Genomic DNA, 17,921 nt, shown 5'->3' on the forward strand with positions numbered 1-17,921 from the left:
TAGAAAACGTTAAAGATTTCTGAATGTTATTATTTGTCTAATATATACATTGCTTGCAAATAAGGACTAATTTAAATCGGTCCGTTTTACTTTAACCTATTTTGACAGGGTGGATAAAAACATTATCTGTGCTTTAGGGTTAATCATTTTAAACACTTTATCTTAGTAAGATGCGAACGTTGCTAACTTCTGCCCAAATGCGCAGTGCCGATCAGTTTACCATTGCAAACAAACCAATTGCTTCAATCGATCTGATGGAGAAAGCCGCCAGGGCCTTTGTACAAAGTTTTTTGAGAGATGAGTTTGATCCCACTAAAAGTGTTGCTGTTTTTTGCGGCAAAGGAAATAATGGGGGAGATGGATTGGCTGTTGCCCATTTGCTGCTGGCTAATGGTTATCAGAATATAAAAGTGTATATCATCAACTTCAGTAACAAGCAAAGCGACGATTTTGCCATTAACCTGCAACGGATAGACGAATCGCGCTGCAAAAAAGTAGTTATTAACCAGCCTTCCGAGCTGAAAAGCCTTAAAGCAGATTTAGTAATTGATGCCATTTTAGGTTCTGGTTTAAATAAAGCGCTGGCTGGCGATTATGAAGAGCTGGTGCAGTTTATTAACAAACAACATAAAAAGGTGTATGCTGTTGATGTACCTACAGGTTTTTTTGCTGAAGGAAAATTGCCTGAAGTATATAATGGCATCAAAGCCTACAAAACAATCTCCTTTCAACGTCCAAAAATTAACTTTTTCTTTCCCGAATCTGCAGCTGCAACCGAAAAATTTGAAGTAGTAGAAATTGATTTGGATGAAGGGTTTATTCAAAAACAGGATGCTGCTTTTCAGTTGATTGAAGAGAGTGATATTCAAAATATCCTTCGCCCGCGGAAATTGTTTAGCCATAAAGGAACCTATGGTCACGCATTAATTATCGCCGGGAATACCAATACCATGGGGGCCGCTCTGCTTTCATCAATGGCTTGTTTGCATGCCGGTGCAGGTTTAACTACGGCTTGTATTCCGCAGGGTGGTTTAATTGCGTTAAATACGACCTTGCCCGAGGTGATGGCATTGCCCAGAGATGAATACACCAGAATTGAAGACCTTAAAAAATACCAGGCCATAGCCATCGGACCGGGTTTAGGAACAGATCCTGAAAATGAAAAATTATTAGAAAGTTTAGTTCTGTTTAAACAGCCTTTAATAATTGATGCGGATGCCTTGAATATATTGGGCGAAAAACGCGATCTGATCGATAAACTTGCCCCAAACACCATTCTTACCCCCCATATGAAAGAGTTCGATCGGTTGTTTGGCGAACATGAAAGCTGGTGGGACAGGGTGCAATCGGCCAGAGAACAGGCAAAAAAATTAAAGATTGTTATCATACTTAAAAACCAATATACTTTTATCTGTCTTCCAACGGGCAAAGTATTGATTAACCCGACTGGTAATCCGGCGATGGCGCAAGGGGGGATGGGCGATATTTTAACCGGAATTATTGCAGGCTTTGTGGCGCAGCGATATACAGTTGCAGATGCTGCCATTTTAGCCTGTTACATTCATGGGAAAGCTGGTGATGATCTGGCTCATGAGCACTTCGTGGTTACCGCTTCACAAGTGGTTAGAAGAATATCAGGAGAAATTAAATTATTGATCCCCAGATAGTTTTAAGTCAATGTGTAAAAAAAAATATCCCTGTTTCTACTATATTTATAGTTAATAATTTATAGCTTAAGGGAATATTTAATCAGATATCTAAAAAAGGAAAACGAAATTATTATGGCACAAAAAGAATACACGCTGAACGAACTCATAAAGGAATCGGCAGAAAACCCGGCAGAAAACGATTTTTTTGAATTGGAAAAACCCGCCATGCTCGAAGTTAACCTGAAAAACCAAAAGATTTTGGCCAAAGCAGGCTCAATGGTGGCATATATTGGTCATATCGATTTTAAAAGAGAAGGTTTATTAAGCAAGGGCTTGGGTGGTTTATTAAAAAAAGCCATCTCTGGTGAAGGAACATCACTGATGCACGCAACCGGTACCGGTAAATTGTACCTGGCTGATGAAGGCAAAAAGGTTAAAATCATTAAACTTCAAAACGAATCGGTTTTTGTTAATGGGAATGATGTTTTAGCATTGGAAGAAAACATTAAAAACGAAATTAAAATGCTCAAAAGCATCGCCGGAATGATGAGCGGCGGTTTATTTCAGGTGAAATTATCTGGAAGCGGTTATATTGCCATTACCACGCATGGCGAACCGATTTTATTGAGGGTTACAGCTAATCAACCGGTTTATACCGATCCTAATGCTACCGTGGCCTGGTCTGAAAATTTAACCCCAAACATTAAAACCAATTTAACTTTCGGTTCTTTTATCGGCAGGGGAAGCGGCGAATCGTTCCAGCTGGAATTTTTTGGCGAAGGATGGGTGCTGGTGCAGCCTTACGAAGAAGTGAAATACGCCGCGAAATCATAATTACCGAATCTTCATCTCGACCGAAACACAGTGGAGCGGAGAGATCTTTATGATAAGGTCTCTCTGCATGTGTTAATCATGTATTGCGCTTCTTTCAGTAAAAAAATATTTATCCGCTTTTTTGGAAAGCACATACAGAAGCATTTAGACAACGACAGTCCTGCCATTCGCTTTACCTCTCTGCGTTCGGTGTTCGCTCCTGTCAGGTTTAAATGGCACGGGCCGTACAACTATTGAGGGTTGCAGGGCGCAGCACAACGGTTAAATGGCCAGGAGCCACGCACATCAATTCCTAAACCCGGTAGTAACGAAAATCCTTTTTATTGCCTGAGTAATATTAAAATAAACCCTTTGCCTGGTAGCAATATTAGCAATAAAAAGATTGGAGTGAATAACGGGACTACAGCACCTACGGAGCTTTAAATGATCATTTTCTAATATAAATGCGCAGCTTTAACTACCTTTATTAGGAAATTTTCGAATATTTTACCCCACTTTTAGATTTCTCCGTTTCGCTGCGCTTCAATCGAAATAACATTCAAGCAGGAAGGAAACAAAAAATCCCGACATTTTATCAATGCCGGGATTTTAATATGTTGATTAAATAACTTCTGATTATACACCGCCCATTACGGTTAATTTATCCATGGTTGGGTTAACGCTTCCGCCCATAGGCTCTAAGGTTACGGCAAAGGCCTGTGCCTCCTGAATGGTCTGCATTTTTACAAGTGCTTCGTTATTGGTCGAATCAGTTTTACCGAATACGCCTAAACTTACCGGTTTTCCATTTACCAAAGCCCATAACTGATATTCGTGTTCTGCATCGGTTTTAGGTAAATCCATCGCCACATAATTAATCAGTACACTTTTATCTTTTTTGTTCCAGTACACCTTCATTTTAGAAGTTGGGCTAAAAGCCTGTCCTGCCATTCTGATGGTTGCCCATTCTTTGCTATCGGCCATGGCAGCCATATTATCTAAGCCCTGGTTTTCAAACTCCAGTTTATTTACTACGCCGGCAAACTTTTGCTTATCCAGGTTTAAACTTGCAATCTGATCATGTGCAGCGTTCAACTTGTTATAGGTAATAAACAATGCAGCTGTACTTACTACCAATAAAGCTATACAAGCAACTAAGGCGTAACGTAAAGTTCTCACTTTGGCATCACTTCCATCTAAACGTATAATTCTTGGTTCTTCTGTATAAATTGGTTCGGGTTGAACATTCACATTCTCTTCAACTTCACTTAATCCCAACTTTTCGAATAATCTTATTTCTACATCTGCAGATGGTTCTACAGCATTTTGCATAGCATATTGCTCCATAGCCTGCTCAATGGCAGCTATTTCATCTCTTACCTCGGAGCTTTGAGATGCCATTTCCTCAACCTGCAACGCTTCTTCAGGTGATAAATCACCTAAAACGTACAGTTCAAGTACTCCAGATTCGATATATGCTTTTAAATTTTCCACGCTCAATTAAAATTCCTTCTCAATTCAATAATAGCCAACCGGATCCGGGTTTTCACCGTACCTAATGGCAGATCTAACTTTTCTGCGGCTTCCACATGTGTGAAACCCTTGTAATAAACTAAATCAAGAACTGCTTGTAAATCCGGTTTAAGGTTGTCTACAAGTTGCTTAACACCAAGAACATCAGGATTAAACGTAACCTTGTTTTGTTCATCAACGAAACTTACGTTATTTTCTATATCTTGGTTTTTGAGTGAATTCTTAAAATCTTTAGAACGGAGTTTGTCGATCGATAAATTGCGGGCAATATTCATCATCCACGTAAACAAACGTCCTTTTGTATGATCATAGTGTGTTGCAGACTGCCAGATTTTTACAAAAGTTTCTTGTAATACATCCTCTGCAAGCTCTGTGTGGGTAATAATGCGTGAAATAACGCCATAAAGTGCTGACGAATACATGCTGTACAGTGTTTTTAGTACCGCCGGATCTTTCGATTGCAGTGCTTGAACAAGTTCAGGCTCAGATAGGGTTAATTTTTTTAATGCAGTCACTATTGGTCACTAAGATACAATACAGAACACCAAAAGCAAAAAAATGTTTTAAAAATGCATTCCATCTGAGAGTGCGATTTTTAAAACATTACAGATCTATTTCCAAGAAATAGAATTATGCTATCCCTTCAATCGGGAAAAGGTGTTTTTCTGCATGGTAAGATGAACGTACCAGCGGACCACTTTCTACATATTTTAATCCTTTTGCCAAACCAGCTTCTTTGTACATGGCAAAAGTATCAGGGTGGATCCAGTCTACCACAGGGTGGTGGTTGCGGGTTGGCTGTAAATATTGACCTAAGGTTAGGATGTGCACGCCATTGGCCACTAAATCATCCATGGCTTCGAAAATATCTTCTTCAGTTTCGCCAAGGCCAAGCATAATACCTGTTTTGGTTCTTAAACCAAATTCTGAAATTCTTTTTAAAGCCTCTAAACTTCTGTCGTATTTAGCCTGGATACGTACCTGTCTGGTTAAACGCTTAACGGTTTCCATATTATGCGATACCACCTCAGGGCGTTCTTCTAAAACGCGGTATAAATTATCCCACTGACCTTTAAAATCGGGGATTAAGGTTTCTAAAGTAGTTATCGGGCTTTCTCTGCGGATGGCCTGTAGGGTTTCAGCCCAGATAATTGAACCGCCATCTTTTAAATCATCGCGGTCTACCGAAGTAATTACGCAGTGTTTTACACCCATTAACCTTACCGAATCGGCAATGCGGTTAGGCTCGTCAACATCAACTGCTAAGGGGCGCCCCGTTGCCACGGCACAGAAAGAGCAGCTGCGGGTACAGATGTTCCCTAAAATCATGAAAGTTGCCGTACCTGCACCCCAACACTCGCCCATATTCGGGCAGTTTCCGCTTTCGCAGATGGTATGCAGCTTATGCGTGTCTACTAAACTGCGAACTTGTGCATATTCTTTACCAACGGGCAATTTTACGCGTAACCAATCTGGTTTGCGTTTAACTTCAGTTACAGCAGGTACTACCGGTAAATCAATCATGGTACAAAGTTAATGAATAGGATTGAATTGTTGCAATGCCGAAATGTTTGAGGGTTGTAATAATAGTTGGGTTCGTCAGGTTAACTGTAACTATATATGAGGTCTAAATCAGATCCATTTCAAATGCAATCTGCCGTTTGTTCTCTGTAAAACCAATTCGCTCGTAAAACTGATGGCTTTCGGTGCGTTTGGTATTGCACCTCACTTTTAATTTTTTTACTTGTTGCTGTTTTGCCCAAAGTTTTACACGATCAATTAACTGTTTCCCGATTTTTAGGTTGCGGTATTCAGCATCAACAACTAATCCGCCGATTTCGACAAAAGGATCTGATTCTATCCTTAAAGTGTAAAAACCGTGGATCCAGCCGACTATTTTATTATCGAGCAGGGCAACGTAAGCGCAGTTATTGTTATTGTTGCTGATTTGCCTGATCCTGAACAGTGTTTGTTCGATATTGCTTTGGTAACCCAATTGTGTGGATAGCCCGGCTACACTTTCTGCATCTTTTTCGGTTATTACCCTGATTTCGACCATTGTTGAAAATTTATTATGTTAAGCTAAATTAGGATTAAAAAATTATTCATATGTACATCCTGACGACACGGATGCTTGCTGGTTATCTTCCTAATAACACCAGCCCGTGCCACCTAAACCCTATTGGAGCGGCAGCCTGAGCCTCTTCGGCGAAGCTACAGCGGAAGAGGGACTGCTGTAACCGATGAGCACTAAAGCAGCTTTCCAAATAACAAACTGGCAATAAAACAATATAGCAATCAAACAATCCAACAGTATAAAATAATCATTCTGCCCAGTGGATAAATGTTAGCTAAAAATCATAAGCCAAACATTACCATTTTAAAGGTTTTAACTTTCTAACTAAATCTTACATTTGCAATATGGATACTGGCTTACAGCTTTACAATACGCTTTCACGCAAAAAAGAACTTTTTCAACCCTTAAATGCACCCAATGTTGGGATGTATGTTTGCGGTCCGACCGTTTATAGCGATGTGCACCTGGGCAACTGTCGCACTTTTATCTCTTTCGATTTAATTTTCAGGTACCTTAAATATGCTGGTTATAAGGTGCGGTATGTGCGCAATATTACCGATGCCGGCCATTTGGAGGGCGACAGGGATGAAGGTGATGATAAATTTGCAAAGCGTGCAAAATTGGAACAGCTTGAGCCGATGGAAATTGTACAGAAATATACTTTGGGTTTCCATGATGTTTTGCGCATGTTTAATACCCAGCCGCCCAGTATTGAGCCTACGGCTACCGGCCATATTATTGAGCAGATAGAAATGATTAAGGTGATTATTGCGAATGGTTATGGTTATGAGGTGGACGGTAACGTATATTTTGATGTAGAAAAATACAGTAAGGAATATAATTACACCATTTTAACCAACCGCAACCTGGAAGACATGCTGAACAATACCCGCGAACTGGGTGGACAGGATGAGAAGCGCGGCAGGCTGGATTTTGCCCTTTGGATAAAAGCCAAACCTGAAACTTTAATGCAATGGCAATCGCCATGGGGCATGGGCTTTCCGGGCTGGCATATTGAATGTTCGGCCATGAGCGCTAAATATTTAGGCGCCGAGTTTGATATCCACGGTGGTGGAATGGATTTAGCGGCCACGCACCATACCAACGAAATTGCACAATCTGAAGCCTGCAGCCATAAACAGCCTGCACGCTACTGGATGCATACCAATATGCTTACGGTAAATGGCACACGCATGTCTAAATCGGCCGGTAATGGCTTTCTTCCTTTAGAGTTGTTTACGGGCGACCACCCTTTACTGAAAAAAGGTTATAGCCCGATGACGGTGAAATTTTTCATGTTGCAGGCACATTACCGCAGTACTTTAGATTTTTCTAACGATGCTCTGGATGCTTCGGAGAAAGGATTCCGCCGTTTAATGTCGGCAATTGGCCTTCTAGATAAACTATCGGTTTCTGAGCAAAACGATTTTGATATTGATGCATTGAAAGAGAAATGCATTGCAGCCATGAATGACGATTTTAACAGTCCGATTTTAGTTGCAGAGCTTTTTGAAGCCGTTCGCATCATCAATACCGTTTACGATGGTAAAGGGAAAATCTCAGCCGAAGCTTTAGAAAAACTAAAACAGCTGATTAACGATTTCGTATTCGATATTTTAGGTTTGAAGGATGAAGATGCCGGAGGAAACGACTTAAACGGCGTTTTAGATATGGTAATCAATCTAAGAACCGAGGCAAAAGCCAATAAGGATTATGCAACTTCAGACCGTATCCGTATCGGATTGCAGGAATTGGGTATTCAGCTTAAGGATGGTAAAGAGGGAACGACCTGGAGTAAGGCTTAAGTAGTCCTGAGTCTATAGTCCAAAGTCATGAGTCGTTTAAACGATGAGAAAAATTGGTTTAGCACGCCGGGTATTAACAATAAATTATCGCTGATTCATAAATGAAGGTGTAAAAAAAGGTCCTGATGAAATTTCATCAGGACCTTTTTTAGTTATTGACTTTATGCTGTTTCCGCTACCCTTGCAACGTTGCGGTAAGGAAATTCGTTAAAAATATGTCTGCGGGCGAAACGTCCCGGAGAATCGGCATTTACCAGTTTCACATAAATTGCTTTTGGCACATCGAAATATTCGTAAGCACTTCCATCAAAAAACTGGATATTTAATACCTGTTGTTTGTATTCGAAATCCTGAATGTTAGATAAAGTAGTGGTTTGTGTGTACGTTTCGATATTTTGCTCACGGGTTTCAGGCGCAATACTTACTAAGAAATGGTAAGCTTCGATAATTTCTTTACTTCTTGCTTCTGCATCCAATTTCTCTTCTTCCTGCTGAAATTTATCAGGGTGACAATCTTTCATCAATGTACGGTACACCGATTTAAGCTCTTTTAACTCAGCATTTTTATCTACGTTCAAAAGCTTTCTGTAATCAACTATTTTTTTCATTTGGGCTAACCTCTTTTTTAATTTTGATGAAACGACTTTAGCAATTCTATCCGCCAAACCGTTTCAAGGCCGCAAAGATACGATTTATAATCATTTGATTTTGAGAAAGTTTTGTTTTTTGAAATATTAACAATAACCTAACCTAATGGTAAAATTGGGCACAAAAAAAGTTTTGCAGCATTTACACTGCAAAACTTCATATCATAAAACGCAATAAGCGGTTAATATTTAGCTTGTAAAGAGTTTTCTATTACTTCTTTATAATAATTGATATACTCCGGAAGGATTTTTTTCAGATCGAAATCCTGTGCTCTTGTAAAAGCATTTTCTTTAAAACGGTTCAATGTTTCATCATCTTTCAGTATTTCCATGGCGTGGGCGGCCATGGCATCAACATCACCAACATTGCTCATGTAACCGCAAAAACCATCTACATTAAGTTCCGGTAAACCACCGGCATTGGTGGTAATTATCGGTACTTTGCAAGCCATGGCTTCCAATGCAGCTAATCCGAAACTTTCTGATTCTGAAGGCATTAAGAACAGATCAGATACTGATAAAATTTCCTCTACGGCATCCTGTTTACCTAAAAAGCGCACATTTTCGCAGATGTTAAGCGACCGGCAAAGCTGTTCGTTATACACACGCTCCGGTCCATCGCCAACCATTAACAGTTTTGATGGAATTACCGCCTGTACCTTTTCGAAAATTTTGATTACATCTTCTGTACGTTTTACCTTTCTGAAATTGCTGGTGTGGATTAAAATCCGTTCGTTATTTGGGGCAATTGCTTTTTTAAAGTGATCTTTTGCCTGTAAACTAAACCTGCTAAAATCGATAAAATTAGGGATGACTTTAATTTCTTTTGTAATTTCGAAGTGGCGATAGGTATCTTCTTTTAAATCTTCCGAAACGGTGGTTACGCCATCGCTTTGGTTAATAGAGAAAGTTACTACAGGTTTATAGGTTGGATCTTTACCCACCAAAGTAATATCGGTACCGTGCAAAGTGGTTACCACCGGGATATGAAGGCCATAACTGGCTAAAATCTGTTTGGCCATAAAAGCAGCAGAAGCATGCGGAATGGCATAATGAACATGCAATACATCCAGTTGCTCAAAACGGACAACATCTACCAGTTTGCTGGCCAATGCCGATTCGTAAGGAGCATAATCAAAAAGCGGGTAATTCCTAACCGAAACCTCGTGATAAAAAAGGTTAGCAGAAAAGAAATCGAGCCTGGCCGGCTGACTATATGTGATAAAGTGAACCTGATGACCCTCGTTAGCAAGCGCCTTACCAAGTTCTGTTGCAACTACTCCACTACCGCCAAAAGTGGGGTAGCAAACAATTCCTATCTTCATTATAAACGTATTGTTGTTACCGCAAATGTACCCGATTTTAATCTATAATGCGTGTCGGCCTATTGCAATAATAAAGACTAGATAATAAGTAGAGATTTTTATGAGAAAACGAGTGCAACTATTTGAGGTTTCTCATTTCCTCTTTAATCACCAAAAACAGTTCATTAGGTCGTTGTGTGCCTATGAAATATTCTAAACCATCACGATCGGTTAATACAACGGCATCTTTACCTGACGAATAGAAACGGATAGTGCCTTTGGTATGGAGGTTATAAACAGGATTATTAAAAAAATAACGGCTATAGGTTGCCTTGCGCACATCAACAATGCTGTTTAAATCTATTTTAACCCGTTTTGTTGTCCAGAGTCCATCCAGTACCATGCTGCCATTATCTACAATAATTTTATACTGGATCAGAAATAACAGGAGCATAGAAACACCGATAATCCCGAAGCCTACCACCAGAAACAGATCCTGAGTATTATCGCGGTCGCGCTCATATACGTAGGCCGCAAAACAGAAAGCAGCCATAATTAACCGAATAAAAATGCGGACATAATCGCGGCCGATGTATTGTTTTTCGATATAGGCGTATCTGCTTTCCACTTATTTAATTTTGAGTTCGAATATAGCAACTTTTTTTGTTGCAGTAGTTAATTTATATCGGTTATCCTGTCGCATACCTGCAATCCAAACAATTTCGCCATTTCCGTTTACTAAAATAGGGGTGGTGTTTTTCAAATGTAGTGGAACTTTTTCGTCTATAAAATAATCACTTACTTTTTTCAGACTTCTCATACCCAGCGGGATAAATTTATCCCCGTTTTGCCAGTTCCTCAATACCAGTGGAAAAATTAGCTTACCGGCATTAATATAGGCTTTATTCGGGTTCGATTCGAATTTTATTTCTTCTGTAAATTTTAATACTATTTCGTGATCTCCGAAAACAATGCCTTCGGTAGCCGGGTGGATAAACTGATTGGCATTAACCGAAGCACTTTTTTCAACAATTACCAGGTCATTTCTATTGATAATGGCCTGATGGGTTGAACTAAAAAAATGTGTTCCGCTAAGTGCCTTTAAACTATCCAGGATTTCCTGTATTACATTCTCACCAAAGCCAAAAGGCTTAAGCAATTCGTAAAGTAATAGCTTTTGAGGTTTTAATCGTGTAATTTCTGCTAAAGGAATATAAATGCCATCAATCCTTTTGTTTAAAATTTTATCTGCCAGTTTTTGAACCTGAACATTTAACAAAGTTTCCAGCTCAGCAAAACGGGCAATATTTTCGGCAAAGGTTTTCTCCAGGTTTGGGTTAATTTCCTGCAAATGCGGTACAACCTGTAACCTGATCTTGTTCCGGGTATAATGGGTGCTGGCGTTCGAGCTGTCTTCCACAAAATCGATGTTGTTGTCGGTCACCAATTCTTCAATCTGTTGCCGGTTTAAGAACAGCAAAGGCCTGATCAACCGGTCGCGCTTAGGCAAAATGCCATGCAATCCGCTAATTCCTGTGCCACGGGTAAGGTTAATCAATACGGTTTCAACCGCATCATTCTGGTGCTGTGCTAAGGCAATGTAATCGTACTGCTCCGAAAGCCTGATTTTTTCAAACCATTGGTAGCGAAGATCACGGGCGGCCATCTGCGTCGAAATTTTATTTTCGGCTGCATATTTTTTGGTGTCAAAATGCGTTACATAAAAAGGTAACCCTAAATTTTTGGCCAGTAATGCAACAAAACTTTCATCACGTTGTGCCTCACAGGCCCTTAAATTAAAATTACAATGTGCTACTCCAACATCAACGCCTATCGCTTTAAATAAATGCAACATTAATACCGAATCTTTTCCTCCGCTAACGGCCAAAAGAATCCTGTTACCCTGAACAAATAATTGCTGCTGTTCAATAAAATCCTGAAATGGCTGTACGGGTAACATCCACCAAAAATATTTAATTTTAACTGGTATTCCGAACGTTCGGAACAAAAAACTAACTTTGTAGTGTGCAAAAACTATTTGTCTTTTTATTTCTTTTAATCAGTCCGGTATTTTTATTTGGTCAGCAACCCGCTTCGAAGATCAAGATTGTTTCTTACCGGCATATCTCAGGTGACACTAAAAAGAAAGCGACGTATCTGAATTTTGTTGTTTTTCAGCAAGATAACGCCACTTTAGCCTGCGATAGTGCTGTGTTTTACAGCGAGCGGAATTATTTTGAAGCTTATAAAAATGTGCACATCAACCAGCTTACCACCGATATTTATTCAGACCAGCTGGAATATGACGGAAATAAAAAGCAGGCGCATTTAACGGGAAATGTGAGGATGATCGATCCAACATCAGTTTTAACCACCAATATTTTAGATTATAATACACTCAGCAAAATAGGTACTTATACCAGCGGCGGTAAAATTGTAAATAAAGAGGTAACACTCACCAGTAAAAACGGCTATTACTTTAGTAATTCAAACGATGCTTATTTTAGGTACGATGTGGTGGTGGTTACACCGCAATCGGTAATTAAATCAGATACAATGAGTTACAACACTCAAAGTAAATGGACTTTCTTTTATGGCCCAACCAATATCAAAGGAAAAGACGATAACCTTTACACCGAAAATGGCCAGTATAATACCATGACGGAAGATGCTTTTTTCGGCAAGAAAAATCTTTACACACAGGGTACACGATCGTTAAAAGGGGATAGTTTATATTATTACGGCAAAAAAGGAATTGGCAAGGCAGTTAAAAACATCGTTTTTTCTGACACCAAGGATAAGATGAAAATGTTCGGCGATTTAGGTTATTATTATAAGCTTGATCAACGTACGCTTGTAACCCGGAATGCCTATCTGGGTATTGGTACCGAAGATTCGGTAATGGTGAAAAATAAAAAAAGGCCTGATAGTTTATGGATGGGGGCAGATACCTTAGAAACACAAATGGTATTGCAAAAAACTTTAAAACTGATTCCCAAAATTTCAATTAAAGCCGATAACCAGGTTGGAGAGGACGATGAAGATGGCGGTGGGAAAAAGGAAAAGGGCGAACCAAAAGTGAAACCGGAAATCCAGTCTACCCAAAAAGAAGACAGAAGTAAACGAAGGGCAGACAAAAAGAAAAAAGGTAAAGGCGATGCTGAAACGGAAGATTTGTTCAACCTGAAAGATAAAAGTACCGATAGTTTAAAATCGAAAGTAGATTCACTCAGCAAAGGGCTATCCACCATTAACCCCGATAGCCTGCAAAAGAGTAATGTGTTAAAAAACAAGGCCGATTCTTTGATTAAAAACCTACCTAAATTTAAAACAGATAGCCTGCAAAAGAAAATAACGGATAAAACCGGCTTAAATGTAAAAGATCTTTCAAAAATGAAGATCGACAGCATGCAGAAAAAGATTACAAACAAATCAGCGCTGATTACTAAGGATGTTTCAAAAACAAAAATTGATAGTCTGCAAAATAAGGTAACTAAATCTGGCATTAAAGACAGTTTAACAAAAGCGATTGGAAATCTAAAGCCTGGCAAAGCGACCGATACTGCTAAGTTTAACCCTGCTGATACTGTTCAGGCGCGTATTATTAAGGCTTACCATGGTGTTAAAATCTTTAAAACAAATATTCAGGCCAAAACCGATAGTCTTTTTTATACCAGTGCCGATTCTACCTTACGCTGTTACAGTAACCCGATTATCTGGTCGGAAGGCTCGCAACAGGTTGGCGATACCATTTATGTGCAGTTCAAAAACAAAAAGCTGAATAATTTACAGGCTATTAAAAATGCATTTCTGGTTAATACACCAAAAGATTCGTTAAGATTTAACCAAATAAAAGGAAGATTAATGACTGGTTTCTTTTATAACGGAAAATTGAAGAATCTTTATGTAGATGGAAACGCCGAAAGTATTTATTATACCCAGGATGACAGTACAAAAGTGTACAAAGAAATGAACCAAACGCTAAGCAGCAGAATTAAGTTTATTTTTAAGAATACGGAAAATGCCATCGAAGATATCGTGTACATCAAAGGGGTTGAAGGTGCACTAAACCCCGAAAATACCATAGCAAAAGATCATGCTTTAAAGGGTTTTTCGTGGAAACCTAGCGAGCGGCCAAAATCAAAAAAAGATGCTGTTGGTTCCTCAGGGAAGCCCAAGCCCAAGGCAAAAGCAAAAACCGTGGCGGGCAAACCTGTTGTTGCAGGTGCAAAAACAGCTGTTCCGGTAGGTAAATCTGCCAGTAACATGCCTATTGATAAACCAAAAATTGTACCGGGAAAAGACAGTTTAAATGTGGATAAGAAACTGCCAGTTAGCAAGCAGGCAGATACCGCTAACTTTGGTATTAAACCCATTTTACCAAAAAAGGATAGTGTTCAGGTGAAAAAAGATACTTTACAGGTAAAAAAGCCAGCTGGTAAAATGTAATTAGTATTGTCGTCATTTCGACTGGAACGCAGTGAAATGGAGAAATATAAAAGAAAAATTTAAGTATGCAGATTTCTCCGCTGCGGTCGAAAGGACGACCTTTCGAAATTTATTAATCTATTCAAACTATAACGCTCTACCCCCTTAAAAAATCAATCATTTTCTTTAGTGCAATGGCCCTGTGGCTGATTTTGTTTTTCTCTACCATATCCATTTCAGCAAAGGTGATATCATAGCCGTCCGGTTGAAAAATTGGATCATAACCAAAACCCTTCGAACCAGATAATGTGGTTCTGATGGTTCCTTCAATAACACCTTCAAAAATATGATTCTCGCCATTCTGCATCAGCGAAATTACCGTTTTAAACCTGGCTCTCCTGTTGCTGTTTCCTTCAAGTTTTTTTAAAACAAGCTGAATGTTTTCTGCGCTGTCGCGACTTCCAGAATACCTTGCAGAGTACACACCCGGTTCGTTATTTAAGGCCGCTACTTCCAAACCGCTATCATCTGCAAAACAGTCTAAATTAAAATGTTCTGCCACGTAACCGCTTTTTAAACTTGCATTACCTTCAAAAGTATCTGCCGTTTCAGGTATGTCGACAAAACAGCCAATGTCTTCCAGGTTCAGTACTTCATATTTACCTTCAAGTGCAGCGCGTATTTCTTCTGTTTTGTGTTGATTGTTGGTGGCAAAAACGAGTTTTTTCATTTTAAAATGTTGGATGGTTGAAATGTTGGAAGGTTAAAAAGTTGAAAGGTTAAAAAGTTGGAATGTTGAAAGGTTAGGTTTTAACGTAAAGGCTATGATACCACATCTTGATACTTGATACTAATAACCTGATGCTAAAAACCTGATACTACTTTATACTCCATTCCCAAGCTATTTAATTTTCTGCAGGTGGCCCCAAAGCGTTTTCTTCGCAGTTAAATCACTATCCAGATGATGAAGGTTTGGTGCAAAGATGATTTTGGTGCTTTCGTGAATGATGATTTCGTTCTGCCAGGTGAGGTTTAATTTTAATTCTGCAATTTCCACCCCGAAAGAGAGCATAATAACGGGTTTAAAAAAGCGGTGCAGTTCTACATATTCTGTCCCTTTGTAATTTGCATAGTTCAATACTGCAAAATCAGGTGTACCCAGATCAACCGCTTTTACAATTTTACGAAGCAGTTCCCTGCCTTGTTCCGTACTTACATCATGCTGCTGATCATTCACCAGTATCAGTACCGATTTTTTATTTCCACCTAAAAATTTAAACGTTTTTTCGGGTAGTGGTTCGGCCACAATAGGCGGAATTTCAGGAGCTTGTGGATAAACTTTTGGTGTTTCTGTAGTTTTAATTGCCGGAATTTGAACAGTTTCTGCCTTTAAAACCGTTTCTTTTTCTTCAACAACAGAAACTTTTTCCGAAACAAAAACCGGCTCAGGATTACGCAAAGGCCTAATTTCTACACTTTCATCCTTCACCACGAAAACTTCGTCGGTAAAAAATAAACGTAAAGCGTTTGCATTGTTGGTAACCTGGTTTTCCATTCGTATTTTTGTAGGATAATAATTTCTGTTAAAATTAGTTAAATATCTTATAATAGCGTCGCTAATTGTTACTTTTATCCCTTAAAATTTATAGAGTGCTCTGTGTGAGGAAAGCTTACTGCCTATTTGTTTTTAGCTTTATTTATAGCATTTCGTTTGCACAAAACGTGGCTGTTGTAAACGGTAAATCAATCAGTGCCAGGGAGTTTATGTGGGCATACAAAAAAAGCCACAATGGAAACATCAGTGCTGCTTACGATACCTTACAAGCTTATTTAAACCTGTATATAAATTTTAAACTCAAAGTTTTGGATGCCCGCGATATGGGACTGGATAAAAGTGCCAGTTATCAGGAAGAAGTTAAAACATATGAGGACGCATTAATAACGCATAAAAAAGTTGGTGGTAGTAATAAAGACCGCGATTTTTTATTGAATGAATACCGCGAAGGTGTTTTAATGTTCAACGTTTCGGAACAAAAAATCTGGAACAAGGCACAGGAAGATGACCAGGCGATAAATGATTTTTACAATAAAAACCAACAAAACTATAACAAACCCCTGAGCGAAGTTAGGGGCGAGGTAATTGCCGATTATCAGCTGAGTTTAGAGGATAAATGGCTGAAAAGCCTTAAACAAAAATATCAGGTTAAGATTAACGATAATGAGCTTAAAAAGCTTGCTAAGCCATAACCAGAATTGATTTAGAGTGAGCATAAATATTAAATTTGCAAAATATAACAAATAGAATGAAGAAAGTTTTTTTAGTAGCAACCGCTTTAATTTGCCTGTTTTTAAACAGTTATGCGCAAAAGCATACTGTAGATAAAGTTGCTGCTGTGGTAGGAAATAACATTATCCTGCTATCGGATTTAAACCAACAATACACCCAATACCTTTATCAGGGTAACCCGGCCAATGATGAGATTAAATGTAAAATTTTACAGCAAACCTTAACCCAGAAACTCCTTAAACAACAGGCCGAAATCGATTCGGTAATGGTAGAAGATGGCGCGGTTGATGATGAGGTAAATAAACGCATGCGTTACAGTATGCAGCGTGCGGGTGGACAAGAGCGTTTAGAACAGTTTTTGAACAAATCGGTTCTGCAATATAAGGATGAAATCAGACCATCGGTAAAAGATGAATTGATTGCACAGAAAATGCAGCAAAAAATTACCGAAAACATCAACGTTACCCCAATGGAAGTTGAAAAATATTTCAAATCATTGGGCGATAGCATTCCCGAGTTTAACACTGAGGTAGAAGTTGGTGAGGTGATTTTAAATCCTCAGTTAACCAGGGCCGAGAAACAAAAATTCCGCGATAAAATCGAAGCGCTGCGTTTAAGGGTTAAAGCAGGCGAAGATATGGGAGTATTGGCTAAAACCTATTCGGAAGATCCGGGTTCTGCTGCCGACGGTGGTGATTATGGTTTTATCGATAGAAACACCATGGTTAAAGAATTTACCGCATGGGCTTTTAAATTGAAGGCTGGTGAAATTTCACCGGTTTTCGAAACAGATTACGGTTTTCACTTTTTACAGGTATTAGAGCGCAGGGGCGAGCAGGTGCACGTAAGGCACATTTTAATTATGCCTAAAACCACACCAGAAAGTTTAACACGTTTAAAACTTCACGCAGATAGTATTTACAATAACATTATAGGTAAAAAAATAAGTTTTGCGGCTGCTGCTAACCTGTATTCGGATAATAAAGAAACTAAGTATAATGGTGGTATGATGCTTAATGCCGAAAACGTTCAGGCAAGAAGTACTTTTATTCCGGTTGACAAATTAGATCCATCTGTGTTTTTGGTAATCGATAGTATGAAAATTGGTGGTGTTTCTAAACCTGATTTATTTACAGCTCCTGATGGAAAACAAGGTTACCGCATTCTTTATTTAAAATCTAAAATTCCACCACACAAAGCAAACCTGAAACAGGATTTTCCAAAAATCAGGGATGCTGCACAAAGTGATAAAATTAATCGTACTTTAAGCGAATGGTTTGAGAAACGTCGCGAAAGCACTTATATCAAAATCGACGACGAATTTAATACCTGTGATGAATTAAAAATCTGGACTAAAACCACAGCCGCAAAATAACAC

16 protein-coding genes are annotated in these 17,921 nt (G+C 38.9%); 6 read left to right on the forward strand and 10 right to left on the reverse strand.

Annotated elements, in window-relative coordinates; translation table 11 throughout:
* The first annotated feature begins 170 nt into the window (after positions 1-170).
* A complete protein-coding gene (locus ACTJKC_RS11615) occupies positions 171-1,667 on the forward strand; it encodes an NAD(P)H-hydrate dehydratase (RefSeq protein ID WP_440792064.1) in 1,497 nt (498 codons plus the stop codon).
* Positions 1,668-1,781: 114 nt separating this feature from the next.
* Entirely contained in the window at positions 1,782-2,483 is a 702-nt protein-coding gene (locus ACTJKC_RS11620) for an AIM24 family protein (protein ID WP_440792066.1), read from the forward strand.
* Positions 2,484-3,098: 615 nt separating this feature from the next.
* Here the strand turns inward: ACTJKC_RS11620 and ACTJKC_RS11625 are convergent.
* The 4 genes from ACTJKC_RS11625 to ACTJKC_RS11640 all read right to left on the reverse strand — a co-directional run bounded on the left by ACTJKC_RS11625 (position 3,099) and on the right by ACTJKC_RS11640 (position 6,054).
* A complete protein-coding gene (locus tag ACTJKC_RS11625; protein ID WP_440792068.1) occupies positions 3,099-3,956 on the reverse strand; it encodes an anti-sigma factor in 858 nt (285 codons plus the stop codon).
* A gap of 2 nt (positions 3,957-3,958) precedes the next feature.
* Positions 3,959-4,510: an RNA polymerase sigma factor gene (locus ACTJKC_RS11630; protein ID WP_344853501.1), complete on the reverse strand. Its 552-nt coding sequence runs from the start codon at positions 4,508-4,510 to the stop codon at positions 3,959-3,961.
* Positions 4,511-4,625: 115 nt separating this feature from the next.
* Entirely contained in the window at positions 4,626-5,519 is an 894-nt protein-coding gene (lipA, locus tag ACTJKC_RS11635; RefSeq protein WP_025144173.1) for a lipoyl synthase, read from the reverse strand.
* A 103-nt stretch (positions 5,520-5,622) separates the two neighbouring features.
* Positions 5,623-6,054 (reverse strand): GNAT family N-acetyltransferase, encoded by a 432-nt coding sequence (locus tag ACTJKC_RS11640; protein ID WP_440792071.1) that lies wholly within the window; start codon positions 6,052-6,054, stop codon positions 5,623-5,625.
* 362 nt (positions 6,055-6,416) lie between these two features.
* On the opposite strand from ACTJKC_RS11640, the gene cysS reads away from it, so the two are divergent.
* Entirely contained in the window at positions 6,417-7,877 is a 1,461-nt protein-coding gene (gene cysS, locus ACTJKC_RS11645; protein WP_440792073.1) for a cysteine--tRNA ligase, read from the forward strand.
* A gap of 161 nt (positions 7,878-8,038) precedes the next feature.
* Here cysS and ACTJKC_RS11650 read toward each other — a convergent pair whose 3' ends face one another.
* From ACTJKC_RS11650 to tilS, 4 genes are all read right to left on the reverse strand, one after another.
* Positions 8,039-8,485: a KTSC domain-containing protein gene (locus tag ACTJKC_RS11650; RefSeq protein WP_344853498.1), complete on the reverse strand. Its 447-nt coding sequence runs from the start codon at positions 8,483-8,485 to the stop codon at positions 8,039-8,041.
* Positions 8,486-8,706: 221 nt separating this feature from the next.
* The gene (gene bshA, locus ACTJKC_RS11655; RefSeq protein WP_344853497.1) at positions 8,707-9,849 is read right to left on the reverse strand and encodes an N-acetyl-alpha-D-glucosaminyl L-malate synthase BshA; all 1,143 of its coding nucleotides are present in this window, start codon (positions 9,847-9,849) and stop codon (positions 8,707-8,709) included.
* 118 nt (positions 9,850-9,967) lie between these two features.
* Positions 9,968-10,456, reverse strand: coding sequence for a hypothetical protein (locus ACTJKC_RS11660; protein WP_025144182.1), 489 nt, complete (start codon positions 10,454-10,456; stop codon positions 9,968-9,970).
* Entirely contained in the window at positions 10,457-11,788 is a 1,332-nt protein-coding gene (gene tilS / locus ACTJKC_RS11665; RefSeq protein WP_440792076.1) for a tRNA lysidine(34) synthetase TilS, read from the reverse strand.
* Between the two features lie 65 nt (positions 11,789-11,853).
* Between tilS and ACTJKC_RS11670 the strand changes: the two genes are divergently transcribed.
* Entirely contained in the window at positions 11,854-14,277 is a 2,424-nt protein-coding gene (locus ACTJKC_RS11670; protein ID WP_440792078.1) for an OstA-like protein, read from the forward strand.
* A 136-nt stretch (positions 14,278-14,413) separates the two neighbouring features.
* Here ACTJKC_RS11670 and ACTJKC_RS11675 read toward each other — a convergent pair whose 3' ends face one another.
* Both ACTJKC_RS11675 and ACTJKC_RS11680 read right to left on the reverse strand, forming a co-directional pair.
* On the reverse strand, positions 14,414-14,986 hold the full coding sequence (locus tag ACTJKC_RS11675) for a non-canonical purine NTP diphosphatase (protein WP_440792080.1): 573 nt from the start codon (positions 14,984-14,986) through the stop codon (positions 14,414-14,416).
* A gap of 171 nt (positions 14,987-15,157) precedes the next feature.
* Positions 15,158-15,811, reverse strand: a complete 654-nt coding sequence (locus ACTJKC_RS11680; RefSeq protein WP_440792082.1) for a hypothetical protein — start codon at positions 15,809-15,811, stop codon at positions 15,158-15,160.
* 167 nt (positions 15,812-15,978) lie between these two features.
* Between ACTJKC_RS11680 and ACTJKC_RS11685 the strand changes: the two genes are divergently transcribed.
* Both ACTJKC_RS11685 and ACTJKC_RS11690 read left to right on the forward strand, forming a co-directional pair.
* A complete protein-coding gene (locus ACTJKC_RS11685) occupies positions 15,979-16,503 on the forward strand; it encodes a hypothetical protein (protein WP_344853488.1) in 525 nt (174 codons plus the stop codon).
* A 56-nt stretch (positions 16,504-16,559) separates the two neighbouring features.
* Positions 16,560-17,918 carry a peptidylprolyl isomerase gene (locus ACTJKC_RS11690; protein ID WP_344853487.1) on the forward strand — a complete coding sequence of 453 codons (1,359 nt, stop codon included), beginning with the start codon at positions 16,560-16,562 and terminating at the stop codon, positions 17,916-17,918.
* Positions 17,919-17,921 lie beyond the last annotated feature (3 nt).

This window comes from Pedobacter sp. 22226 (assembly GCF_052045455.1).
Taxonomy (GTDB): domain Bacteria; phylum Bacteroidota; class Bacteroidia; order Sphingobacteriales; family Sphingobacteriaceae; genus Pedobacter; species Pedobacter jeongneungensis.

What these genes read in the sequence shown, in the direction of transcription:
- ACTJKC_RS11615 (WP_440792064.1), top strand. Translation starts at nt 171, where the DNA reads ATGCGAACGTTGCTAACTTCTGCCCAAATGCGCAGTGCCGATCAGTTT.
- ACTJKC_RS11620 (WP_440792066.1), top strand. Translation starts at nt 1,782, where the DNA reads ATGGCACAAAAAGAATACACGCTGAACGAACTCATAAAGGAATCGGCA.
- lipA (WP_025144173.1), bottom strand. Translation starts at nt 5,519, where the DNA reads ATGATTGATTTACCGGTAGTACCTGCTGTAACTGAAGTTAAACGCAAA.
- ACTJKC_RS11640 (WP_440792071.1), bottom strand. Translation starts at nt 6,054, where the DNA reads ATGGTCGAAATCAGGGTAATAACCGAAAAAGATGCAGAAAGTGTAGCC.
- cysS (WP_440792073.1), top strand. Translation starts at nt 6,417, where the DNA reads ATGGATACTGGCTTACAGCTTTACAATACGCTTTCACGCAAAAAAGAA.
- ACTJKC_RS11650 (WP_344853498.1), bottom strand. Translation starts at nt 8,485, where the DNA reads ATGAAAAAAATAGTTGATTACAGAAAGCTTTTGAACGTAGATAAAAAT.
- bshA (WP_344853497.1), bottom strand. Translation starts at nt 9,849, where the DNA reads ATGAAGATAGGAATTGTTTGCTACCCCACTTTTGGCGGTAGTGGAGTA.
- tilS (WP_440792076.1), bottom strand. Translation starts at nt 11,788, where the DNA reads ATGTTACCCGTACAGCCATTTCAGGATTTTATTGAACAGCAGCAATTA.
- ACTJKC_RS11675 (WP_440792080.1), bottom strand. Translation starts at nt 14,986, where the DNA reads ATGAAAAAACTCGTTTTTGCCACCAACAATCAACACAAAACAGAAGAA.
- ACTJKC_RS11680 (WP_440792082.1), bottom strand. Translation starts at nt 15,811, where the DNA reads ATGGAAAACCAGGTTACCAACAATGCAAACGCTTTACGTTTATTTTTT.
- ACTJKC_RS11690 (WP_344853487.1), top strand. Translation starts at nt 16,560, where the DNA reads ATGAAGAAAGTTTTTTTAGTAGCAACCGCTTTAATTTGCCTGTTTTTA.